This is a genomic window from Mucilaginibacter pankratovii (genome assembly GCF_014773265.1).
GTDB lineage: Bacteria > Bacteroidota > Bacteroidia > Sphingobacteriales > Sphingobacteriaceae > Mucilaginibacter > Mucilaginibacter pankratovii.
This window is the reverse complement of record NZ_JACWMY010000002.1, coordinates 97650-123471: the sequence shown is the minus strand read 5'-3', so window position 1 is coordinate 123471 and position 25822 is coordinate 97650. Positions and strand designations below refer to the sequence as shown.

The window sequence follows — 25822 nt, the reverse complement described above, 5'->3', positions numbered from 1 at the left end:
TTATTAACCGTAAGTTTTTATTTTTTTAACTTACGGAGATTGTTTTCTCTCTCTCTTAATATTGATATGTATCATATTTATTACAAAGCAATTTTATTATTATTTATAAATGGTATAATAGTTTAAACATATATATTTGGAGCATACAAAGCCGTAGCCTGCTGCTGTTTATGTCTTTTAAACGCAGTATTATCACAGTCCCATATTGTGCCTGCAGTCTAAACCCTGCGGTCATTATTAAATCATTGTTAGTGCAAACTATTATAATATCATAAGATGAATAACCTTACCTTATCTGCAATTTTATTGCCCAAACTTTCCTACCGGAGGGCTAAAGCAATAATCCTGGCGCTTGCTATTAGCTGCACCGCCTTTTCGGCATCGACCGCTAAACCGATACCTGTTGCCAATGGCCGGCACGCTACGGCATTCGCTTCAACCATTAGCTCGTTTGCACCCGCATCGGGTGCTCCGGGTACGCTGGTAACCGTAACCGGTACCGGCTTTACCTCGGCATCTACGCTTATTATCGGCGGAAAGCCTGCTATAGTAACCTCTTTTACCTCTACACAAATTGTGGGTATGGTAATGCCAGGCGCGAGTACGGGTAAAGTAACCGTAAATACCGGTGCCGATGTAAATTCAGCTACCAATTTTACGGTAACGCCAACGCCGTTCCCAACACAACAGTTGGGCGGTAAGCTGGCGGATACCACGACTTACCCTAATGCTTATCAACTACAATACGCTGAATCTCACGGAGGGCTACCACTGCCTGCCACCAGCTATAGGTACAAAAATGTAAAACAAGGCAATAACGTAGTGGTAAGCGCCGACGGCAATACAGCCGTTGCAGCATCATTGGTAGGGTTAAATTACGAAACACAACAAGCCTACGCTATACCAGGAGGGTTAACGTTTTATGAAAAGCATGACGGTGCCTGGGTTAAAACCGGCTATTATTTTTTAAATTTCAGTATTGGCCCTGCTCCATTTGGAAAAGCGCTTGCGTTAAATGCCAATGGAACAGTGCTTTTTGTGACCCATTCCGCAGATTACGACCCCTACAACGCGCCGATAAGCGTATTTGAAAAGCAAAATGGGGTATGGAAACCTACTACCTTCCAGGGGAATGGTCAGTCGGTTGCGGTAAGCGCCGATGGCAACACCGCTGTAACTGGATATGGAGCTCTCAGATACGTTAGGGGCGGTGTTATCACAACGGAGTATACAACTGTATATCATCGTATAAACGGCAACTGGGCCAAAGACCCAACGTTGCCGGGCGACGGCTCTTTTAACCTGACCGGGATACCCGATAGTGTAAAAACGATAGATTTTGGAGAAAACCAAAAGGCAGGTGGCAATGTGGCGCTAAGTGCTGATGGAAAAACGCTGGCGGCTACATCATACTTAAGTGGTACTTTTATTATGAAGTTGAATGGTACACAATGGGTTAAAGAAGAATTGCTGACAGGAGCGACTGGCCTTATTTCATTGAGCGCCGATGGTAATGTTTTGATAAGCACAAACGCAGGTTATCTCGGTAATACCGCACCGGGGTATTCAAAACTATTTACCCGCGCCGGTTCTACCTGGAGCAGTGCGCAAATCATACAAGAGGCGGGCACCGAATCTATTACAGCCGATGGCAACATCATATTGTTTAGCGGTAATTCCGGCCCCGTAATATATATACGTAACAACGCGGGTGTGTGGGTAAAGCAAAACAAAGCACTATCCGCAGGCTCGGCTACCTCGGTAGCCATTAGTGCCGATGGTACAACAGCCTTCTCGGGTAACGTAGATGATAACAGCGTAGGGCAGGTGAAAACAAAAATTTATACCAGTAATACAGTTTATGAGAACGGCCAATATATTACCACAACTGATACGAGCTACCGTACCGACCCTTACGGTTCACTTACGGCGTACAGTGTAGCGCCACCAATGTCCATAGCCTCGGTAAGCCCAACAACCGGGCCAGTTGGTACACTGGTTAAAGTTACGGGTACCAGTTTAGAAGGTGCTACCTTAAGCATTGGCGGTAAAGATGCCATTGTGGTATCTAACACAGGCACGGTTATTACCGGTATGGTTATGCCGGGTACTGTTACGGGTGTGGTAAGCATTACCAATGGCACTACCGTGGCCGGCGGCAATTTTACGGTAACCCCTACGCCATATCCGAAACAACAGCAGGGCCCGATAATGGCCGACTTAAATACGTATAACGGAAGCAGGCCTGTCGGCCAGGGCAGTTCGCTGGCCTTAAGCGCGGACGGTAACACCGCTATGGTTGGATCGCTTAACGGTTTAAACGGCGTAAACCGGGGCGGTCTTACGTTCTATGAAAGAAATAATGGTACCTGGGCACAATCCGGCCAGTATTATGCAACCGCCGCTGAAGATGTACAGCTTGGAGGAAATATTTCTATAAATGCCGACGGCACAGTGGCCATCTCAGCTTCTAATTGGCGCGGAGGGAACGCTCCCGAAAACTTAGTTTATGCTTTCGAAAAACAAAATGGCGTGTGGAAAAAAACGGCTGAGCTTGGGCGTGGTTTCTCGGCATCAGTAAGCGCCGATGGCAACACAATTGCTGTAGGATACGGCGTTTCTAGAGCGACCCCTATCCAGGGCGTTACTATTTATCACCGTATAAATGGCATTTGGGTAAAGGATCCAGAAGTGCCAAATTCTCCTGTGCCTGCAACTATAGACTTTGGCGCGGGTATTTCAGCCGGTGCGATAGTAACTATGAGCGCCGATGGAAAAACCATAGCGGCGGCGTCGTTATTCGGCCATGGTACTTATATAGTTACATATAATGGTACAAAATGGGTGGTACAGGCCAATATACCCCAAATTGAGAATAGAATGAGTTTAACCGCAGATGGCAACTTATTGCTAATGGGCGGAAATATATATGCCCGTAAAGGTACAGCCTGGAGCCTTGCACAAACCATGCCGGAGCACACTGATGGTTCTATCAGTGCCGACGGCAATAGCATCATTTTGTCGCGTAACACCGGGCCCGTGGTTTATACACGTAATGGTGCCGGCACCTGGGTAAAACGAAATGTTATCTTATCAGACAAGTTTGCGCCGGAGGTAGCCATAAGCGCCGATGGTACTACCGCATTCTCCAGCAATTCAACTGACTTTACTTTTGGGCTGCAAGGTGGCCCTAACGTAGGCTCAGTTACCGCTTATACTACCGGCGAGCCAACTACCGTTGCATCGGTTAGCCCGACTACCGGGCCCGTTGGTACCATCATAAAACTTTCGGGAACAGGTTTATTAGGTACCGGCGTAAAAATTGGCGGTGTAGATGCTGTGATCGTTAACAATACAGGTACAACAATGTCGGCATTGGTTATGCCGGGTACTATTACAGGGGCAGTAACCATTACCGATGGCAACATTGCCGCAGGCAACTTTACTGTAACACCCACTCTATACCCCAATATAAGGCAAAGCCCGGCAATGGCCGATACGTCAAAATATATATCACACAATCCCGGCAGGCAACCGCTATCGTTACGCCGCGCACAGCAAGGCTACTCGGTAGCCATTAGCGCCGATGGTAATTCGGCTGTGGCAGGCGTGGGCGTTGGCGAAATACAAAATTTTGTAAACGGAGGCGTGATTTTTTATGAGCGGCAAAACGGAGCCTGGCAACAATCCGGAGGAGTGTTTAGCACAGGCTCCCAAAACGGAAACTTCGGCCCCAGGGGTTATGAGAGTACCATGAACGCAGATGGCACAGTGGCCATTGTAACAGGGCAAGGGGCCACCGGTGTTAATAGTGGGAACTTTGCGGGGGTTTATTACAAAGTAAACGGTATATGGACCGAGGGCGCCGGCATTGGCGGAGGCCAGACAGCGGCATTAAGCGCGGATGGTAATACTGCCGTAATAGGCGATTACCATACGGGGAAAGGCACCAAAGGTGGAGTGCCCCAAATTAGAACATTAAATGTATACAACCGAATTGGCAGCAACTGGGTGCAGGGCTCCGATATTCCATTTTCAGCCGGCACAACGGCCACCGCGGCTATAAGTGCCGATGGCAAAGTAATAGCCGGAAGCACGCCTGTTGGCAGCAACCAGTATACTTCTGTATTCGTAAAAACTGATGCCGAATGGGTGCTTGCTACCGATTTGCCAAATATAGCGGGCGATAAACTGGCACTGAGCGGCGATGGCGCACTGTTGCTTATCTCTAATAGTATTACCGGGGCATCTGTTTATGGCCGCAATGGGAATACCTGGGCGCTTAAACAACAATTGCCTCAAAACGGCAGAGGCAGTATTAATATTGATGGCAGCGTGATCATGTTTGCCGAGGCAACCGGTACCGTGGTTTACACCCGCGCTGGTAGTGCCAACTGGGTAAAACAAACCACAAGCTTTGATCCATCGGCTGGCTTTGCGATAGCGGTAAGTGCAGATGGCACAACTGCCTTTATGGGCAACCCGCGCGATAGCAGTAAGGTGCCTAACCAAAATGTGATGATAGCTGACGCTTATTACCCTAATGTGGGTGATCTTACTAAGTTACAAGCCCTGGGCGCTGTAACGGCATTTGTAGCAGGCACGCCGGTAAACGCGCCAAGCGGTTATGCCAATACATTAACCTTTACCAATACAACTACAACAGGCACCACCCTTAGCTGGACAAAAGGTAACGGAGGCTTACGTGCAGTGTTCATTGGTGTAAAAGGCACCGCGGCACCATTGCCGGCAGATTTTACCACCTACAACGCCAATGCGGCGTATGGTTCGGGTAAGCCACTGGGTACGGCGGGCTGGTACTGTGTTTACAATGGCGATGGCTCATCGGTCAATATAACTAACCTGCTGGCCGGTACCACTTACCGCGCCGAAGTAATAGAATACAACGGCAATAACGGCAACGAAAGATACCTCACCACAAGGTTTGCGCCTGCTGATGTTACCACTTTAAAAGCGCCAGGAACGGTGCAGGCATCGGCTGTAACATTTGCGGGTACAACAGGTACCACAACAACCGTAAACTGGGTAAACGGTAACGGCACAGGCCGCGCGGTGTTCATCAACAAAACCAACAGCGGCGCACCGTTGCCAGCCGACGTTTACTATTCGGGCAACTCTAAGTTTACAGGCGGCAACCAAATAGGTAGCAGCGGCTGGTATTGCATTTATAACGGCACCGGGTCTACTGCAAATGTAACTTTGTTAACTTCAGGCCAAACCTACCGTGTAGCGGTGGTAGAATACAGCGGTACTATTGCAGCACCAAAGTATCTTACTACAGGCATAACACCTGCAAATGTGTCAACGCCAATTGAAGCCCCATCCGGTTATTCAACAGCCTTAACCTTCAGCAATACAACGGCAACATCAAGCACCTTAAGCTGGACAAATGGTAACGGTGCCGCGCGTATCGTATTTATTAAAAAGGGTACAAGCGGCGGCTTTACCCCGGTAGATGGTGTGGGCTATGCGCCAAATAACCCGTATACACAGGGCTTCGCCTTATCTGATGGCTGGTACTGCGTTTACAGGGGCACAGGCAATTCGGTAAACCTGTTAGGTTTATCGCCTGTGTCTACCTACCGCGTTGCCGTGATTGATTATAATGGCACGGGTAACACCGGCGGCGTGGCTTATGGCAAACGCTTTAATTCGCAAAACGTAACCACTCTGGCCGCGCCAAATGTACAGGCAACGCCGCCAACCGGATATGCAGTTTCTTTAGCGTTTAGCAATACGGCATCAACATCAACCACCTTAAGCTGGGTAAACAGCAATGGCGCTGCACGCGCGGTGTTTGTGAGGATAGGCACCAGCGGCGCGCTTGGTGTTACGCAAGGCACTACCTACACTGCCAATAACACCTTCGCAGCGGGTACACAGGCAGGCACCAGCGGCTGGTTCTGCGTTTACAATGGTACCGGTAATAACGTAAACATTGTTGGATTAAACCCATCAACCACTTACCGCGCAACGGTTATTGAATACAACGGTGCACCCGGTTTAGAAGGTTATAACCTGAGCAGGTATAATGGCGCCAACGTAACTACAACTGTAGCACCTGTTTTACTGTTAACCACAAATCAAAAACGGATGCTGGTAGAGCAGGATGTAATAGCAGATGATGCGGTGTCTGAATTGAATGTGCATCAGGGGGTATCTCCAAACGGCGATGGGGTGAACGACGTATTTACTATCGACGGGATAGGCGCTTACCCGGAGAATACTGTGAAGGTTATAAACAATAGCGGCGACGTTATCTACAGCGTTACAGGCTATAATAATTACGGCAAATCTTTCGACGGCCACGCCGCCAACGGTACATTACAAAAAGCCGGTACTTACTTTTATTCATTAGAATATAAGAAAGGTACTGAAGTGATCCACAAAACCGGTTATTTGGTTATTAAGTACTGATGTTTAAGCTTAAGCAAATGCCACGCAGAAAATACTGCGTGGCATTTGCTTTTTAAGCCCTTAACGGCGTTTACTTAACACATTTGATAAACAAGGTGATTTTATTTAATGGCTTGTTTGACCAATTTGTTGCATGCAAAGAAATTAACTGCTTTAAAGGCAATCTATAATCGCGAAAGTTGATTTTTTCGTGCCGATTTCTTTTTAATCACCTTATTAAATTGCCCCAGTATTTATTAAATATTATTATTTGATTTAAGCCGGATATTAGTTTAAACATCTATATTTGGCATATACAAAGCCGCAACCAACTGAGGTTTAAAATTTTAAACTTTAGTTATATAAACAACCTTATTACATCTGTCGGTGCATATTTAGAAAGTATGTGCATTTATTGGTGAGTACTTAGTAACTCCATTGCACACAAATACTTATTTAAATATGATGAATAACCTTACCTTATCCAGGATTTTATTGCCCAAATTTTCCCGTCATAAATTCAAAGCGATTGCTTTAGCGCTGGTTTTGGCGTCTACAACATTGGCCTCCTTTGCTTCAAAACCAACTGCTGTTGCAGACAGAAGAAGTAATACGGCATTTGCCTCAACCATCACATCTTTTTCGCCGGCTTCGGGAGCACCGGGTACTTTGGTTACCGTAACAGGTAGCGGCTTTACATCGGCATCAACACTTACTATAGGCGGCGTGCCCGCTATAGTTACGTCATTTACTGCAACTCAAATCGTCGGTATGGTAATGCCGGGCGCAGTTACAGGTAAGGTCACGGTTAACACGGGTATCAATGTAAGTTCAGCCACCGATTTTATAGTAACCGCTACACCATACCCGGCTTTTCAACAAGGTGCAAAGCTTATCGATACAACAATCAAATACGGCCCTTACAACTTGGTGCAAACATCTGCCCTGGCCGCTGATGGAAACTCAGCACTTGTAAACGGCGGCTCAAGCTATCTTTTTTACGCCCGTAAAAACAACACGTGGACTGTTTCCTCAGCATTTACGGGCAGTAACCGATACAGAACAGTTAGCAATTACCTTGCTTTGAGCGCAGATGGTAGCACCGCATTAATAGGAGCCGACGCAGGGCCTGCTAAGTTGTACAAGCGCAATAATAGCGCTTGGCAAGATGCCGGTACGCTAAACGATTCTTTAGGTAACGTAGTAGGGCTTTCTGCCGATGGTAAAACAGCCATATTAGGTAAAAATACGTATGGGGGCAGTTATAGTGGCGGCGAAACGGGCTTGGGTATCACCATCATGAAACTTGTTGGCAATACCTGGCAGAAACAAGAGGTAGCGGATGTTCCAAACTACACAGAAGAGCATGTGTATTATGGCATGCTCCGTTTTGATGAAGAGGGTAACCTGATCAACACCCCTATATATTATACGGTGGGCAGGTCGGCTCCGGGCAACCGCGTGGCCATAAGCGCCGATGGCAAAACGGCCGCAGCATCCTCTTTTCAAAACGCCGGGCGTTACAACCGCCTGTTTAACCTGGGTTACACCGCTATTTACAAGCTTTTATCAACGGGGTGGGAAGTGCAGGCAGTGCTGCCGCAATATCGTGATTTTAAGTTTAGTGCCGATGGAAATACTTTTTTGGCAGGCGGGGATGTTTACAGCCGGAACGGGGCTGTATGGAGCCTGCAACAGACATTACCCTACGGCGGGGGTTCTATGAGTGCCGACGGAAACACCATTGTATTTGCCGCCCCAACGCCTACTGCCTATATCCGTACAGGCAATGGCTGGGTACAAAAAGAAATACCTGCGCCAAACCCGGCGGCAGTTGCAACAGAGAATAGTTTGAACAATATTGCCCTTAGTGCAGATGGCGCCACTGCATTTTTCGAGGTTCCGGACGATGCAACACGCAAGGGCCAATCTGGATCGCCGCTTGGTTCGATAACCGTTTATGGTACCGAACCATATAACCCACTTGATTACGCTACCACCATAACGTTCTCAAATACAACTGATAAAACCACCACCCTAAGCTGGCCACGCGGAAACGGCACTACCAATCGCGCGGTATTTTTAAAGATGGGTACGGCAGGTTTACCGGCAGCCATTAAAGGTACAGCGTATGCCCCTGATAGCTCTTTTATGTCGCTTGGCTCGTATGTAAAGGGCGGTGTTGCGGCTACAGGCTGGTATTGCGTTTACAACGGAAAGGGTGGCTATGTAAATATTACCGGGCTAAAAACCGGTACCACCTACACGGCATCGGTAGTGGAATATACCGGCAGCGCAGGAGCCGAAACCTACCAGGTAACCGGGGTTACCACCAGGGTAACTACCCCTATTGTTGCCCCTAATTACACAACGTTTGTACGCGCTAATCCCGGTAAAAACCCTGCCACGATGATGGACATTGAATACTTCCCTTTTGGACCGCCACCGGTAGGGCTCGCCATATTTGTGAAAGAAATAGGTTTAGTTAGTAGCACTGCATACCCATGGAATTATAGTGAAATGCCTTTGCCTGGAACAGCCTCTTACGCGGCAAACAATAAATTTGGTACAGGCGAACAAATAGGCAATAGTGGCTGGTTTTGCGTTTACAATGGCGAATATTCGCAGAACGCGGTAAGCGTAACCGGTTTGCGGCCTGCTGCATATTACCGTGTTGTTGCTGTTAACTATAACGGAAGCAAGACAATCCCGGTTTACACTGAGCCGGAATATATGGGTAATACGGGTAATACATATAGAACAAATAGCTTTGACCCGCCAACAGGTTATGCCACCGCTTTAACATTTAGTAACACCACAGCAACATCCAGCACTTTAAGCTGGACTAACGGAACAGGTGCTTCGCGCGCAGTATTTATCAAAGCAGGCTCGTTGGGTGCGCCGGCACTCTTAGATGGATATTTTCCCACTGCAAGTAATCCCTATACGCAGGGTGAGCCGATAGATTCTTCAGGAGATAATCAAAATTGGTATTGCGTTTATACAGGTACAGGTAACTCGGTAAATTTATTGGGCCTATCACCTTCAACAACTTACCGTGTTGCCGTGGTTGATTACAATGGCGACAGTGGTTTAGCAACAGTAGCTTTTGTAGCGCGTTTTAACGGCGCAAATGTGACCACCCCTGCACCTGTTGGTGCGCCGGCAACGCCACCAACAGGCTACGCAACGGCTTACGTATTCAGTAACACGGCAGCAACATCAACCACGCTAAGCTGGGCGAAAAGCAACGGCAGTGCACGCGCGGTATTCTTACATTTAGGCACCAGCGGTGCGCTTAATGTAGTACAGGGGCGCACCTATACTGGCAACAGCACATTTAAGCTGGGTACCCAGGCGGGTACCAATGGCTGGTACTGCGTTTACAATGGTACGGGCAGCAGTGTAAATATCAAAGGCTTAATAGCATCAAGCACCTACCGCGCTATACTTCTGGAGTACAACGGCACTGCTGGTTCGGAAGGTTACAACCTGAGCAGGTATAATGCGGCTAACGTAACCACAACTGTAGCCCCGGTTATGCTGTTAACCACCAATCAAAAAAGGATGCTTGTAGAACAGGATGTACTAACAGACGATGCCGCTGCTGAATTGAATGTGCATCAGGGGGTGTCTCCAAACGGTGATGGCGTGAATGATGTATTTACCATAGATGGGATAGGTGCTTATCCGGAGAATATCTTGAAGGTTATAAACAATAACGGCGACGTGATCTACAGCGCTACAGGTTACAATAACTACAGCAAAGCTTTCGACGGCCGCGCGGCTAACGGAACGCTTCAAAAAGCGGGCACTTACTTTTATTCGTTAGAGTATAAAAAAGGAGCGGAGGTGATACGGAAAACGGGTTATTTGATCCTCAAATTCTAATACAATGGTGATGAGCTAAGCTATTACCTATAAGCAAAGGCCACAGGGGATCTCCTTGTGGCCTTTGTTATTTAATATTTATAAGGTACTTAGGATAGTGTTAAAGCCTGATTTACTCAACACGAATTACGCCTGCTCTTCGCCTTCTTTTTTTAGCAGTTCCAGCTTGCCATTCTCGTTTACGCCGTAAATGGAATGGATCTCGGTTTGCTTTTTAAAATCAATTTCGCGCCGCCTGGTTTTGGGGCCAAACAAGGGCATCAGCACCAAAAGGGCGGTAACAATAATCTGTAAAATAACATCTTCCATAAATTCCTTTTTTACTGCTGCCGTGCAAATGCCCGTTGGGTGATATAACGTTGTAATGGCCTGTTTTGTTGGGCGTAACTAAGTATTAGTCAGGCTGGGGGGGATAAATGTTACGCCTGTTACGCCAATTTTTAGCGAATGGGTTATTTAGCCCTCACCGGGATCCATATTTCCTCTTCAGAATCCGCCGAATCGCTTTTGTACTTTTCGCCCATGATGGCAAAATGAGGGCGCTGGTCAACCACGTAAGCTGAGGAGGGGAGCCATTCAGTAAAAATATAACGGAACGTTACAGGGCCGGTACTGGCGGGCCCGTAATGTACAAATACCGCGTATAGCCCTGCGGGCGATAAAAGCGTTTCCATCCCTTCGGGGACACTTGCAACGGACGATACCTCCACGGCGGCCCATTTCTCAAACTGCGCCGCCGGGTTAAAGCCGATGAAAAAATCCTCCGGGTAAACCTCTATCGAATAGAGTTCGGTGCCGATGGTGTTGGCTATCTCCCGCCGCTTTGGCATAAATCCGCGCCATAATTCGCCCGTTTTATTATCCGTATAAGACATAGTAAGGTGCCTGCCGATAAACTTTTTTTCGGGCAGGGTTTCAAACCGGGGCTGCATTATTTCCCTTCGAGGTTTTTAAGCGCGGCCTGCTGTTCCGCCGATGGGCTGGCCATCGGTGCCAGGTAGTTTTTGGTTTTAAAATGGCCGTCGAAGATGGGGCCCTTCATTGTTTTTTCTTTGCCATCGCGCAATACGGTTATCTCAATTTCGGGATGTTTGGTGTTTTCGTTGAAATAGTTATCCCATATATCGTCTACGTTACTTTGCGTTACTTCCACGCCATCCATCTTTTTAAAAATGTCGCCTTCTTTTACCTTTAAAGGATTATCGCCCACGTTCATAAAAACAAAGGCATTGTTTTCAAACTTCAGGCCCATTTTACCGGGATAGTACGATTGTACGTCTTTTGACGCGGCATACTCGTAGCCCACCATTGCCAGGTAATCTCCGTAAGGAACAGTCTCACTGCCGATGATATATTTATCTACAAACTGCCTTACATCCGGATGCGAAGCGGCTACGAAGTCGTTAAAGAACTCATCGTCGTTAAATGGTTTGCTTGGCCCGTATTTTTGGGTGAGCGATATAATAACGCTTTTCAGGTCCTTGGTGCCGCCCGTTTTTTGGCGGATGAACATATCCAATGCAAAGCCTATTAAAGCGCCTTTGCTGTACACGCTGCTGTACTTTTTCTGGAAGCTGTCTTCCATCACGCGCTTGCTCATTTCCGTCATCGAGAAGTTGCCAAACTCCTCTGCCGAATTCATCTTGTCGCGCATTTCTTTAAAATAGCCTTTCTCATCTACCAGCCCGTTCTGCAATTGTATCAGGTGGGCAAAATACTCGGTAACGCCCTCGTACATCCAAAGGTGGGCCGACATTTTCGGGTCGGTAAAATCAAAATTCTCTATCTCGAAGCTATGCAGGTTCAGCGGTGTCAGGATGTGCAAAAACTCGTGCGATGATACATCGTTAACCATAGATATCAATCGTTTTTCATAATCTACCTCGGGCAGGTAATACAACGACGAATAATTATGTTCCAGCGCGCCGTAGCCGCCTTCGCCGTTCTTGCGGTCGGCAAGGGCTTTTTTAGGGTCCTCAAAATAATACAGGAATTGGTACGATTTTACCGGCAGGCCCTTAAAGAAGGCGTTGAGCGATGCCGCGATAGGTTTTAAATACCCCGCCACCTGCGCGCTTTTCACCTTCCCGGTGGCCGAAAATACAAACACGTTTATTTTGCTTTGGCCCACGTAAAACGAAGTAGTATCCGGGCGGGAGTAGATCACCGGGTTATCGGCCAGGTAAACAAAATCTTTTGCTTTGATCACATCCAGGTTGGCAGACGGGTGCTCCACATCCAAGTGGGTGGCACCAAAAAAATCCTGGGGTTTAGTAATTGTTACTTCTATCGGTAGCTTTTTATAATCCTCAAAATAACCGTAGAAGGCATGGTTGTTCATCACCACGTTTACACCCGCTTCGATGTTGCTGCCGCCCGGCTGAAAAATAAAGTCGTCGTGCTTTTGATCCCAGGTATCGTTCACCCTGTATTTGATTATGGAGAGCGTATTGGCCTTGCTGATGCGGTATTGATCTTTATTCAGTTTTTCCACCTTTAGTTTTTCGCCTTCTTTATCAAAGGCCTCAAAGTTGACGATGAAGCGGCCAAAATCCTTGCGGGCGTAGGAGCCGGGTATCGCCTTGGCGAAAGAAAACACGGTGCTCTCCTGCGAAATAGCCGGAGTGGTTAGCGTAACGGCCACCTGATCGTTAATGATGTGCATCAGATCTATCGCGTACTCGTATTTCTGCTGCGCATAGCTGCAGATGGAAATGGCAGAAAATAATAAGCTGAAAGTGATGAATTTCTTCATGGAAATGGAATAAGGTTTATGGGTATGAAAATAGGGGTTTGGTTACATTTTACAAATTATTTAATAAAATATAACAGGTATAAAAAAGCCGCCCCCGTGCAATGGGGCGGCTAAACTATATAAAGGAAATTATATAGTTTTTGGGGTGTAAACTTTTATAACGCCGTCGTTCTCGCTGCTCACCAATAACAAGCTCTTTTTGGTAGGGCTGTTTTTGGCAGGGATGATCAGCACGCCTTCGGGCGCGTCGCCGCATTTTAAAAGCTGCAGAAACGCTGGTTTGGTAGCATCGGTAACATCGTAAACAGCAACTGCGTCGGCGCGTTCCATACCTACAAAAGCCACTTGTTTGTTGCCTATTTTGCCTATGGTGATACCTTCGGGCTCAACAGATTTATCATCGCTGCGGGCATCGTCGTAAGCGTTTGCTGCATTAACTTTTATATCAAGCTCGTTCTTACTATCAAACACCTGGTTTCCGGTGCTGCCGTTCCAAACGCTGAAAGAACGTGCGCCGAGCGAATAAAGCGCCTCGAAGGTGCCATCGGCTTTTGCGCCAAGCGTGGTGGTGATGTTTAGCCTGCCCAATTGTGCATCGGTTCTTAAAGTGGCAGCATTAGGGAAAGCAGTTGTGTTAAGCGTAATATCTTTTACGCGTTTAACCTCTGTTAAAGCGGTGTACTCGCGGGCATCACCTTCGTTGGCGGTGAACAGGTAGGGGATGCCGTTCTGTTCCAGCACCACAATGGCGTCGGGCATATAGATGCCCTTTACCGGCCATTTAGCCAATGCAAATTTATCGTCCTTGTCGCTTGGGTCAATTTCGTTGCCGGCGGCGTTGTAATCTTTAAAGCCGAGCGGGAATATATTGGTGATGCTTTTGGCCGCGATATCAATTTTGGCGATACCGTTGTTCTCCTGCAAGGTTACCCAGGCCGTTTTCGAATCGGCCGAAATAGTGATATATTCCGGTTCGATATCCTTTACAAAATCATTACCCACGCCAAATATACGGAAGCCTTTTGCCATCAGGTCGGCCTTTTGGCCCACATAGCCAGCAAAATCGATGGTGTTTACGCTGTAATTATCGGCCACAGAGATAATGGATATGGTACCTGCCGGGTCGTTAGTATAAGTGGTGTTAGGTTCGCCTTCGTTTGCCGTTAAAATGTATTTACCATCCGGCGAGTAGGTGATCATATCCGGCAGGGCGCCAACGTTTATCACTTTCACTTCGCTCAGGTCGTCGGTTTTAAATACGGCCACTTTGCCGTTAGCCTGCTTGTCTACCGATTCTATAGCAGCGGCCAGCTTGCCGCCATATACAGCAACGCTATTTACTGCGCCGCCGTAAGGTGCCATGTTGATGGAGTTGATAACCACCATGTGCTGCGGGTCTTTAAAGTCTATTACATCTATTTTGTTTACCGTACCATTGTTTACCACAAATAAGCGGTTGGTGGCCGGGTCGAACGCGGTTATTTCGGCTGCGCCTACGTCGCCGATATCAATACTGCCTATCTCCTCAAAAGTGGCAGGGTCTTCATTCACAAAAAATTCAGGTTCGGGCGCCGAATCTTTTTTACAGCTCACCAGGAAAATACATAATAAAATAGGTAGTAAATAATTCTTCATACGATAGTGTTTTATCTAAGTCGTAAAAGTATTACCACAACGTTAAGTAACTTTAATGTAGGGGTTAAGCCTGTGTTATCATTTGTTACGTCGCATCTCACCCCTTAAATAGCCGTATTTGCACCCGACGGCTTTTTTATTAGGAGCGTACCTTTATCAAAATAAACCAAAGTATCAACCCATTTGTAATCAATATCATGACACAGCAGGCCATTAACGAGTATAAAACCGCTACCGATAATTTTTTGAAGGTTTTGAGTGTATTTAACCAGCAGCAATTTAACATGGTACCTTTTGAGGGCAGCTGGACACCCGCCCAGGTTGCCGACCATATGCTGAAATCGCAGTGGGGGTTACCCGAAGTGCTCACCGGCAACACCAAACCCGCCGACCGCAAACCCGATGCAAGTAATGCGATGATCGAAAATATCTTCCTCGATTTTACCACGAAGCTTAAATCTCCAGAGTTTATTCTACCTGCTGAAGAGCCACAGGACAAGGCCGAAATTTTGAGTAAATATCATAGTAAAAGCGAAGAGATCCGGCAAACCTTTAAACCGCTTGATCCAACCGAAATCTGCCTCGATTTCCAGGTACCAGGCGCGGGGCCTTTCACCCGGTTAGAGTGGCTGCATTTTGTGGCCTGCCATACCATCAGGCATACCCGGCAGCTGGAGAATATCCACCAGGTGCTGGTAAACTAAAGTAGCTAAGAAACAAGGTAGAGAATCAATATAGAATAATGAATTTTGAATATCGAACGCCGAAGGTTTAACTTCATCATTCGGTATTGGATATTCGGTGTTCGATATTAAAATTGGGTTTGTCTGTAAGAGAAGGGCGCTTACACCACCAGCTTCCCCTTCATCACCATACTCTTCCAAAAGTAGGGGAGCCTGCCGCAGCCAACAAAATTGGTAACCTCAAAACCGGTTTGGGTAAGCAGCTGGCTCAACGATGCTTTCGACCAGAATTTGATATGCCCGCCAACGGCGACCGCGTTGGTATGCTTATCCCATTTATTAAAAATGCTCAGCATCAGGTTTTTAAGATAGCCATGGTAGGGGGTGGTTAATATCAGCTCTCCGCCGCCATTTTTGGTCAGCACATCCTTACAAAGCGCCATAAAAATGAAGGGGTTGTAAATATGCTCTATCACCTCGGTAGATACGATGGTATCAAAAGGCATATCGCGTATTTCGGCGGGGAGTTGGTTATCGTCAAGGTCCTGTATAAAAAAGCGGCCGGGGTTAACCTTGTTGGCAATGGCTATACCCGTTTGCGAGGCATCAATGCCATAGGCATTATACCCCTGCGAAATAAGGAAGTTTACCAGGTAGCCGTTACCGCATCCCAGATCCAGTATGCAACGGTTTTTATCTTTGCTTAAAAGCGAGATCATAGTGGCTTGAACGTATTGCCAAAACGGGCGGGCATGTTCGCTAAAAAAACTATGTTCCTGGTATTCTGCCATAAATATTATATTATTTGCCGCAATATAATACATTTTTGATAACGGATATGGCATTTATCTAACAAAAATGAATGGGTAAAACACATGGCATAGTTTTGTGTTATAAAGCATAACTTTTATAAATTAGCCCCTTATTTTCCGTTCCGCAGCATGTTACCATCCGCCATTTAAGAAGATATATTTCACGTATGCCTACATCCACCCCCGAGATCGGTTATCAGGATATTTTTAAAAGCAGCCCCGCTGCAATACTTATTATTGATATAGATGCACCCCATTATACTATACTGGATGCCAATGATGCCTATTGCCACGCCACCAATACGCAGCGCTGCGATATGATAGGCACGTCGGTTTTTGGCTCGTTTCCCGCTAACCCAACAGATGAGGTATCGCGCAATATCGAAATGACCCATTATTCGTTTCAGCAGGCCATTCAAACCAAACAATCGCATACCATGGCCAACTACCGCTATGATATCCCCATCCGCGGTACGGGTGAGTTTGAGGAACGATACTGGACAACCACCAACACCCCTATACTGGATGCCAGCGGCGAGGTAAGATATTTTATCCATTCGCCCGCCAACGTTACCGAATTGTATAAGCTAAACCAAAAAGAACAAGCCGGCATCGACGCGCTGAAAAATCAGCGGCAGCAGTTATATTCCTCATTTATGCAGGCGCCACTGGGCATCTGTATCATTAGCAGCGGCGACCTGGTAGTGCAGATGGTGAACGATAGCTACCTGGAACTGGTTGGCAAAGACCGCAGTGAATTAGAGCACAAGGGCATTTGGGAGGCCGTGCCTGAAGCAGCCGACGCTTACGCGCCGATATTAAACCAGGTGATTAATACCGGCGAGCCGTTTTTTGCCAAAGAACACGAAGTTGTGTTCATTCGCAACGGTACGCCCGAAAGCCTCTTTCTTGATTTTGTGTACGAACCCATAAGCCATGTGGCCGGCGAAAACAACGCCGTTATGGTAATAGTGATAGATGTTACCGATAAGGTTTTGGCCCGCCGCCGTATCGAGGAAGCCGAAGAACGCGCCCGGCTGGCCATAGAAGCAGCCGAGATTGGCACTTTTGATTTCGACCCGGCTAATGATACCGTGGTTACATCGGAAAGGTTTAATGCCATTTTTGGTTTTGATGGCACACGTACCCGCGAAGAGTTCAGGCAGCGCATACACAAAGAGGACCTTGCCGCGCGCCAGGCCGCGCATGAGCGCGCGGCGGAAACCGGCAAATTATTTTATGAGGCCCGCCTCATCTGGCCCGACGGCAGCCTGCACTGGATCCGCATACAGGCCGATGTGTATTATAACGGCGGCGATAAACCCTATCGAATGCTGGGCACCGTTTTAGATATTACTGAATTTAAACGCCTGCAGCAGCAGAAGGACGATTTTATAAGTGTTGCCAGCCACGAATTGAAGACCCCCATGACGTCGGTGAAAGCATCTATGCAGCTGCTGGAGCGACTGATAAAAACGCAGCCGTCGTCTGATAAGATCCCGGCGTTTTTGGAGAAGGCCAACACCAGCCTTACTAAAATGCAGCACCTGGTTGATGCGCTTTTAAATGTATCAAAAATAGCGGCCGGGCAGCTGGCGCTGCATAAAAGCGATTTTGTAGCGGCCGATATGGCCAACGAGTGCTGCGATCATGTACGCCTTATGGGTACACATGAACTTATCCTGACCGGCGATACCCGGCTGCAGGTTTACGCCGACAAAGAACGGATTGACCAGGTAGTGGTAAACCTGGTGAACAATGCTGTAAAATACGCTCCCGACTCCAACAAGATCTTCCTCCATATCGCCCAAACAGGCAAAATGGCCAAAATATCCGTGCAGGATTTTGGGAGGGGCATTCCGCCCGAGAAGCTGCCGCATTTGTTTGAACGTTACTACCGGGTTGATGCCAGCGGCGTACAGTTCAGCGGCCTCGGCCTGGGGCTTTACATCAGCGCCGAAATTATCGAACGCCACGGCGGGCAGATAGGTGTAAACAGCGTAGTAGGCGAGGGGAGCACCTTTTGGTTCACACTGCCGTTGAGCTCAAGCTAAATTATACCACGAACTAAATATTATTGGTGCTCTTTAACGCCCAAAAAACCAGCACGGGCTGAAAGAACAGCCTCACCAGTCGTTTCCTGTCGGTATCCAGCCCAAAGGCGCTGCGCTTATGCTGGTATTGCGAAATATTGCCGGGGAAAACGCCCACAAAAAATGCCGCCGCCGCTTTACCAACCGCCTCCTGGTATTTGTCTGGTGTAAGCACCAGCGCGCTGCCCAGAGCAATTTCGGCAATGCCGGAGTATACTACGGTATCATCTTTGTCCAAAGGCACCCAATCGGGCACCTGCGCCTTAAACGCGTTACGGGCAAAGGTAAGGTGGCTTATCCCCGCGAATATCAAATTGGCCCCCAGTAGTATCCTCGCTGCTTTTCTTATATGTTTTGCCTTCACAGTGTTGCTTTTGCTTGATGGTATGCAAATATTGTTCCAAGGGGATTAAAACAAATGATTGCGTTATCGCCCGTGCCTCCACAGGGTCGCTCGAAGAGGGCCTTGCGCGAGCAAAAAAATTAAAAATATATAATTCATAAAACAGTAGGAATCGATTTGTAAAATAATAAATTGCGTAATGTTGTAACTAACTCATCGTCAGTTTATAATACCGGCGTTTTGATATAGGGTTTCACAACTATCACAAAAATAAATTGCGATTATATGCCTAAATTCGGTTCACACATCATTTTTGCAGAGGAGGCTCACAAAAGACGACCAGACCTTTTCCCAAACTTTAATTTAAATGCTTACAGGTTTGGCGCGGTTGGGCCCGATGTTACGCTATTTATGTTTGACCCCGCAACGTCAAATCCCGATATCCGAAAAGGTTTTAAAGTGTGCCTGGATGTGTTGGAGTCGATACAGGATATTAAAAAGCAAATTGAAGACGTGGTTGACAAATTAACTCAACCAATCAGCGACATTCAAGACTGGCTTTCCGGAGGGCTTTCCACCGATCTTTCATATACAGTGAATACTGCTATCGAAACGATGTTGTTAGCGGTAAAGTTAGGTATGGCCGAGGGCTCAAGCTCAATTAATTTAAAAAATCCGTTGATCGGGTTTTTTACTAATCCGAATTTCCCCGTCGATTTTATAAAAAATGAAGACTGGAAAAACCCAACCATCTTAATTTCTGCATTAGATAATTATGGCTTTCCTTTTAGGATGTTTGGGCATCCGTATACAGATGATGGTACATGGAAACAACCGGAGCCAACCGGGGATTATTCTAACTGGTGGAGGATGGATATGCTTCATTACCGAAAAACAGCAACTTTTGCTTATGAAATGCTGAGCAAAGCAACCACTTCTGCCCAACAATCGTACGCGCGGGGCTACATGACTCATGTTGCAGGCGACATAACAGGGCATCCATTTATTAATTCATTAGTGGGAGGCCCATTTAGAAATCACGCATTTCGGCATTTGGTTTTAGAAACGCTCGCAGATACCTGGCTGTGGGACCAACAAGGCCGGGGAGATGTTTTAGATTCCAGATTGAATGAAAAAATTGACGTAACCAATAGCGAAGCGGAAGAAATTGCCAACTTAGTCACCGCCGCTATGAAAGAGGTTTATAAAAGCCCGATGGTGCCGAAATTACTAAGCGGAGGCTACCCATCCAATGAAGAGTTTTTGTTTGGATACGACGCACTAAAGCAATATCTAAGACTCTCTACCGGTGGCAGCGTAAAACGGCCAACAGCGCCGCCAGATACCCCAAAAGAGTTATTTAAAGAGATACAGGAATTATTGCAGAATAACCTGCCGGGGAATCCGCCTGTTTGGAAGGGGGATCTGGCAAGTTTCCTGGAAGCACTTTTTGCGTGGTTTGGTAAAGGATTGGCGTTACTTGCCATGATCGCAACTTTGCCGTATGCAGTTATGATGAGGTTTTTAGCCATTGCCCCAAGGTGGATATTGTACTTTTTAAACTTAGGGATATTTTATATTCATAGTGCAATAAGAACGATGATCTGTATGGTAGGGTGGGGTTACGCCGGCAAGGAGGATTTTGACAATTTTTCTTTCCTCGAAAACCTGATTACTTCAAAACAATACAGTGGAGAAAACAATCAATACCCGTATAAAACGCTGCCCAATCCTAAGTTGCCATTTTATTGGTTACAACCGCCTTCCTGGTTGGGCGAGATCGAAAAAAGAGGCCTTCATCCTCAAGCGGTAAACAAAGCGGTACAGCCCGATTGGATGTTAAGTATTGATAACACAATGAACCCTGAAATTGTAGATGCTTTAATAAATGCTGCAACACCTGCTGCTACTTTGGCAATTCAGAATCAAATTGGCAAGTACCCGCATGGTTTTGGCAATGCCATAGATTTTGGTATTAACATACTCGATGGCACCATAAAAATTCCGGATTTTGACCTTGACGGCGACAGGGGGTATGGCTATAAGGGCTGGGAAGAACTACCACCAAATGAATATTACGTATAAAAATTATAATTATGGAACCAGTAATTGAGATCCCCTGCTGTGGAGGCGAGAATGGTGAAGTTGGCAATCCGTACCTTTTTTTACCATTATATGATGGCGACATTGGGGTAAGGTATGACAGAACAACAAAAAGTGAATTTATTACAAGGAAACCATTTGCAGTAAGCGACTTTACCCAAAATGGGTTGAATTTAACTATTGCTAATTCGGGCCTTGTACCAAGCGATTTGGTAATGATCGAATACCAGATTGTTTATTGTACGGCACCCGGCCATAACGCGCAAGATGGATTTATTCCGGGTCAAAGTTATACAATACATGCAGGTGAGGTAACCAGTAATGAAATTGATTCGTATCAAACAATTGATTTTGTTCCGGCAAAAAATACGGTGATTAAGCAAATTAAATTCCCTAATATTGGTTACGGGGTTTATAATATGTACTTCAGGGCAAAAGTGTCTACTGTGTGGCACAAAAGTGTTCCGATGGAAGAATGGGATTTTGCTACCGATGTTACCGTTATAGAAGCGCATCTGAGAGTTAGGCCCTAACGACGGGCTAATCTCACTCTAAGCATCAAATTGCTCCCACTACAAAGGCTGTATCATAACTTGCATTGCGCAGCCTTTTTACTTAAATGCTAAAAAAAAAGGAGCTAAGAAGAAGCGGTTTACCAGAGGCAATGCCAATAACCACTAAAAGTAATTACAACCGCTTGATCTTAATATTTTTTAACCAAACTTTTTGCCCGTGATGTTGAAACATAATATGTCCGCTGGTTGCTTTGGCAAAATTAGGGTTGGTGCTGTATTTACTTTTGGCTATCAGGTCGTTCAGTTCCTTCGACCCTAATTCGTATTCCACTACTTTTTTGCCATTAAGCCATTGCTCTACATGGCCATGGTTAACCAGTAACCGCGCGGTATTATATTCTCCAACCGGTTTTAGATGTTTGTTAACGGGGGTTATCAGATCATATAACGACCCTGCGGATCGCCGTGGTTCATGGTCATTAAAATCAATATCATCCAATAGCTGGAATTCAAAATTATCCAGCCAGTTTGGGCTGTTTCCATTCCCCGACTCGTGGCTTGAGTTTTCCTGCACGTTATAAAAAATGCCGCTATTACCGGCTTTTGAAACCGCCCATTCAAACGTCAGGTCGAAATTCGTATAAGTGCCCTTACTCACAAGATCTACATTGGGTACATCTGTAAGGGCTACTAAAGCACCGTCTTCAATTTTCCAGGCATCCGGAAATGTGTTCATCTTATAGCCCCGTAATTCATTTACAGCTTTGCCATCGAATAAATAATGCTATTTATGATCGTTTTGCGCGTGCAGATTTAGGCTGATGGTAAAAAGGGCAATTGATAGGAGGATTTTTTTCATTACCGGATGTTTACTGAATATAACGGTGGTTTAATTCAAAGGTAAAACATAAGCATCTACTATTAGCGTCACAACTTCATTACCTTTCCCTGCCCGATGGGGCATTATGTACCCGCAAGGTCTCTTGATAGATAAAAGTTGGCCTTCGTTCCCGCAGGGGGCCTTCATAGCGAACCTGGAATAATAACTTACTTTAAGGATATGCTGCGGACCGTGTTTGCCAAATCGTCGGTAAAATAAATGATGTTCTCGCCCTTGCCCAGCGCCAGGCTGTTTGCATGTACATCGGCCGTTAAATTAGCACCATCCCTGCCGTCGTCTGTGCCGCGTGGCCCGGCTATAACCGTTAGCTTACCACTGTCTACCCGTTTAATGTAGCCGTTATCCGCCACGTACATGGTACGGCTGTCTTTATTAAATATCATGCTGGTAATGTGGCTAAAGTTGAGATCTGTAAAAACCCGTTCGGTTACGCCCCCGGGCGTGTATTTATAAATACGGCCGCTGGTAGTAAAATACACCACTTTGTTGTAGCCTACTGCAATTGCATCCCAACTAAACCCTCTCCTCGCTTCATTTTCCGGATAAAGCAGTTTATCCCTGTTAAACGGTACATTCATTCCATAAATTTCCCCTTCCGGCTGTGCAAGGTGTTGTGTTATGCCTCCGCCCTGGCTGTAGTAAAAAATGTCGGTGTAAGGGTCGCGGGCAAGGACTGTTGCGTTTACGTAGTAGATGTACGATAGCGTTATAACATCGCCATTTGGCTTAAATATCCACGATTGATCGTACGGATCTCCATCACCATTACCATCCTGAACGATATGTATTTTACCGGTATTATATTCAACGCCGATATAAACGGGCTTAGTAAGAATGCCTCCGTATTCGGTTGGTTTTAACGGCACGGTTGACACTACGCCATCAGTGGAAATTTTCCGGACGGCGTTGTTTTTGGTATCGGCCACGTACAAGCTGCCATCAGGCATTAATTGCAGCCCGTGCGGACTGTTGAAACGCGCCTGCATACCTTGCCCATCGGCAAGTGCCCCGGCCGCATACGGCGACCCGTACAGCGTTTGCACATTTATGCTGGCAACGGCTGCCCTGGCCAACGAAAGTTCTGCACTGGGGCTCGCGGTTTTATTTGGTTGAGCAATTTGCTCTTTTTTGCAATTAGATAATGAAAGCGCAATGCAAAGTGCGGCCACATAGTTAAAATTTATTTTCATAATAATAGGTTGGGCAACTGGTAATGCCTCAATCAAAGCTATTTATATGTAAAAAAAGTTTATGGTACTTTTGCGGGATGTATACAAAAATGTATAGTGGTGTGCTAATAAGGGCATTAGCTTGTGTTAGTATGATTACCCATGTCTATGTAGGGCTCTCTATTGATAGACCCTGCGAGGACGGTGACTGACAGATGTTTTACCTTAACTCCGCCTTCGCAGTAGGGATTGATAGGGGAAGCCGCCTGCGCCAGCGGTTGAGCGGCAGGTAGGCGGCCGAAGCGCAGCGTAGCCCGGTAAAGCCCGGCCCGCTTCTATCAGCGGGACTGCCATAATATTTTGGTACCAACCAATCAACCATTCCACAATCTCCCCCTTTGTAATAAACTCTTTACTTCCCCCTCCACAATAACCCGCCGCAGCAGCTGTTAATATCCTATCTATTAACACATCACAGCCCCAACGATGAAAACTCCCGTTCGTTATTTTTTGCTGGCCGCTTTTGCGCTGCCGCTAACTGTTTGCGCCCAATCTAAAAACGAAAAACCTGTTCTGCAATTGCCACCTGCCACTGTTGTGGTTGATGGCAAGCTTAGCGAGTGGGGCGACAGCCTGCGCTATATCAACGAAGAGAAAAAGATCCCTTACACTATTGCCAACGATAAGGATAATATTTACGTGGCCCTGCGCATCAGCGACCGTACCGAACAGCGCCGCGCCCTGATGGCCGGCATTACGTTCTCTATCGACCCGAAAGGGAAGAAAAAAGAGGCTTTTAGCGTAACCTTTCCTTATACCGATCCGGAGGCCATGCCCGCCGAAAGGATAATGCCACCACCGGCAGACGGCGGGCAAGCCCAGCCCGGCAGCGATGACGACCGGCAGGAGCGGATGGAGGCCAGCCTTACCCGCCTCAAACAAATAAAAGCCACCGGCTTTGCCGATGTGCTGAACGAGGTGATGATCACCGCGAACACCTACGGCATTAAAACCGCGCTCGGCGTGGACCGCGACGGTTACCTGGTATACGAAGCCGCGGTACCCATTGCCATGCTGCATGCAGGCAATGCGGATAAGAACGAATGGGCCTTCAATATCAAAATTAACGGCATCACCCGGCCAAAACAGGGCGATAAGCCCGAAGGCGGCGGTCGCGGTGGGATGGATGGCGGCATGGGCGGTGGTCGTGGCGGTATGGGCGGCGGAGGCGGCATGGGTGGCGGTCGCGGCGGAATGGGTGGCGGCGGTGGCCGAAGGGGTGGTGGCATGCGAGGCGGTGCCGGTGGTAATACTACCTTCGACAGGAGCGAGATGACCAAAACGGTAGACTTTTGGGAGAAATTTTACCTGGCCGGAAAATAGAACCGGCTTGTCCGTTTTGTTTAGGGGGCCCAAAAAACAAGAATTTTAGGGTTTAAATAGGTCGCTTTTTTGATGAAAAAAGCCCTTTTTTTTGATAAAAAATGTAAAAAGGTGTAAATTTTTGTAAGTAAAAACGAGCTTTTCTTTACCAATAGTTTGAATTATGTAACTTTGCTTTATGGCAACTACAGAAACACTCGAGGATTTTTACCGGCAAAAGTTTAACTGGATGCCCGATAACCTGAGCCAGGATATCGGCCACTTCAACGTTTTCCGCACGGAGGACTGCTACATGCCGGGGGCAAAACCCGTGGTATACAGCCGCCGCGATTTTTATAAGGTGAGCCTTTTCAGAGGGAAGGGTGTTGTCCATTATGCCGATAAAAGCATCGAGATGGATGGCAGCGCCCTGGTGTTTTTTAACCCCTTTGTGCCTTATACCTTTGAGAACCTGAATGATACGCATTCGGGGCGATTTTGTATCTACAAGGAGTCGTTCTTTACCGAAACGATGCGCGGCAGTATCCACGAGCTACCCATGTTTGCGCCCGGTGCAAACCCGGTATATGTGCTTAATAGCGAGCAGGATGCGTACGTGTTCGCCATATTTGAGAAGATGCTCGCCGAGATCAATTCCGATTACCGCTTTAAGTACGATCTGTTGCGCAGCTATATCACCGAACTGATCCATTATGCCATGAAGATCCAACCGTCGGACAGGCTGTACCAGCACCCTGATGCCAATTCCCGCATCACCTCCGTGTTCACCGAGCTGCTGGAGCGCCAGTTCCCGATAGAGTCGCCCGCGCAGCGCTTCGGGCTGCGTTCGGCCAAGGATTTTGCGGATCAGTTGTCGGTACACGTAAACCACCTTAACCGGGCAATCCGCCAAACCACCGGCAAAACCACCACCGATCATATTATGGAACGCCTCGCCAGCGAAGCCAAGGCCCTCCTCCGCCACACCAACTGGAATGTATCCGAGATCAGCTACAGCCTGGGGTTTGAAGAGCCGGCGCATTTTAATAACTTTTTCAAAAAACAAACCAGTAAAACACCCTCCGCGTTTCGTGTTGTTTGAATTTTGCAATAATTGGTTTGAATAACGTAAACGCTTGCCCT

15 protein-coding genes and 1 pseudogene are annotated in these 25822 nt (G+C 46.9%); 8 read left to right on the top strand and 8 right to left on the bottom strand.

The features are described 5' to 3' along the window. Positions 1–276: 276 nt before the first annotated feature. Both IDJ77_RS03505 and IDJ77_RS03500 read left to right on the top strand, forming a co-directional pair. Positions 277–6438, top strand: a complete 6162-nt coding sequence (locus IDJ77_RS03505; RefSeq protein ID WP_191187545.1) for a T9SS type B sorting domain-containing protein — start codon at positions 277–279, stop codon at positions 6436–6438. A gap of 441 nt (positions 6439–6879) precedes the next feature. Next, the gene (locus IDJ77_RS03500; RefSeq protein ID WP_191187544.1) at positions 6880–10308 is read left to right on the top strand and encodes a T9SS type B sorting domain-containing protein; all 3429 of its coding nucleotides are present in this window, start codon (positions 6880–6882) and stop codon (positions 10306–10308) included. A 126-nt stretch (positions 10309–10434) separates the two neighbouring features. Here IDJ77_RS03500 and IDJ77_RS03495 read toward each other — a convergent pair whose 3' ends face one another. The 4 genes from IDJ77_RS03495 to IDJ77_RS03480 all read right to left on the bottom strand — a co-directional run bounded on the left by IDJ77_RS03495 (position 10435) and on the right by IDJ77_RS03480 (position 14698). Continuing rightward, positions 10435–10617: a hypothetical protein gene (locus IDJ77_RS03495; protein ID WP_191187543.1), complete on the bottom strand. Its 183-nt coding sequence runs from the start codon at positions 10615–10617 to the stop codon at positions 10435–10437. Between the two features lie 143 nt (positions 10618–10760). Further along, the gene (locus IDJ77_RS03490; protein ID WP_191187542.1) at positions 10761–11240 is read right to left on the bottom strand and encodes a GyrI-like domain-containing protein; all 480 of its coding nucleotides are present in this window, start codon (positions 11238–11240) and stop codon (positions 10761–10763) included. Beyond that, entirely contained in the window at positions 11240–13063 is a 1824-nt protein-coding gene (locus IDJ77_RS03485) for a M61 family metallopeptidase (RefSeq protein WP_191187541.1), read from the bottom strand. The genes IDJ77_RS03490 and IDJ77_RS03485 overlap by 1 nt, the downstream gene beginning before the upstream one ends. A 129-nt stretch (positions 13064–13192) precedes the next feature. After that, positions 13193–14698, bottom strand: a complete 1506-nt coding sequence (locus IDJ77_RS03480; protein WP_191187540.1) for a choice-of-anchor I family protein — start codon at positions 14696–14698, stop codon at positions 13193–13195. Positions 14699–14895: 197 nt separating this feature from the next. On the opposite strand from IDJ77_RS03480, the gene IDJ77_RS03475 reads away from it, so the two are divergent. Then, entirely contained in the window at positions 14896–15402 is a 507-nt protein-coding gene (locus tag IDJ77_RS03475; RefSeq protein ID WP_191187539.1) for a DinB family protein, read from the top strand. A gap of 140 nt (positions 15403–15542) precedes the next feature. Here the strand turns inward: IDJ77_RS03475 and IDJ77_RS03470 are convergent, their stop codons facing one another. Further along, a complete protein-coding gene (locus tag IDJ77_RS03470) occupies positions 15543–16172 on the bottom strand; it encodes a class I SAM-dependent methyltransferase (protein WP_191187538.1) in 630 nt (209 codons plus the stop codon). Positions 16173–16360: 188 nt separating this feature from the next. Between IDJ77_RS03470 and IDJ77_RS03465 the strand changes: the two genes are divergently transcribed. Continuing rightward, a complete protein-coding gene (locus IDJ77_RS03465; RefSeq protein WP_191187537.1) occupies positions 16361–18247 on the top strand; it encodes a PAS domain-containing sensor histidine kinase in 1887 nt (628 codons plus the stop codon). Positions 18248–18260: 13 nt separating this feature from the next. Here the strand turns inward: IDJ77_RS03465 and IDJ77_RS03460 are convergent, their stop codons facing one another. Further along, positions 18261–18650, bottom strand: a complete 390-nt coding sequence (locus tag IDJ77_RS03460) for a DoxX family protein (protein ID WP_191187536.1) — start codon at positions 18648–18650, stop codon at positions 18261–18263. Between the two features lie 264 nt (positions 18651–18914). On the opposite strand from IDJ77_RS03460, the gene IDJ77_RS03455 reads away from it, so the two are divergent. Beyond that, the gene (locus IDJ77_RS03455) at positions 18915–20714 is read left to right on the top strand and encodes a zinc dependent phospholipase C family protein (protein WP_191187535.1); all 1800 of its coding nucleotides are present in this window, start codon (positions 18915–18917) and stop codon (positions 20712–20714) included. 11 nt (positions 20715–20725) lie between these two features. After that, positions 20726–21265 (top strand): hypothetical protein, encoded by a 540-nt coding sequence (locus IDJ77_RS03450; RefSeq protein WP_191187534.1) that lies wholly within the window; start codon positions 20726–20728, stop codon positions 21263–21265. 154 nt (positions 21266–21419) lie between these two features. Here IDJ77_RS03450 and IDJ77_RS03445 read toward each other — a convergent pair. After that, a pseudogene (locus tag IDJ77_RS03445) lies at positions 21420–22013 on the bottom strand (3-keto-disaccharide hydrolase); the annotation flags it as partial. A gap of 281 nt (positions 22014–22294) precedes the next feature. After that, the gene (locus IDJ77_RS03440) at positions 22295–23338 is read right to left on the bottom strand and encodes an NHL repeat-containing protein (RefSeq protein WP_191187533.1); all 1044 of its coding nucleotides are present in this window, start codon (positions 23336–23338) and stop codon (positions 22295–22297) included. 465 nt (positions 23339–23803) lie between these two features. Here IDJ77_RS03440 and IDJ77_RS03435 point away from each other — a divergent pair, with 465 nt between their 5' ends. Further along, a complete protein-coding gene (locus IDJ77_RS03435; protein ID WP_191187532.1) occupies positions 23804–24700 on the top strand; it encodes a hypothetical protein in 897 nt (298 codons plus the stop codon). 178 nt (positions 24701–24878) lie between these two features. Beyond that, positions 24879–25781 (top strand): helix-turn-helix domain-containing protein, encoded by a 903-nt coding sequence (locus IDJ77_RS03430; RefSeq protein ID WP_191187531.1) that lies wholly within the window; start codon positions 24879–24881, stop codon positions 25779–25781. The last annotated feature ends 41 nt before the right edge of the window (positions 25782–25822 follow it).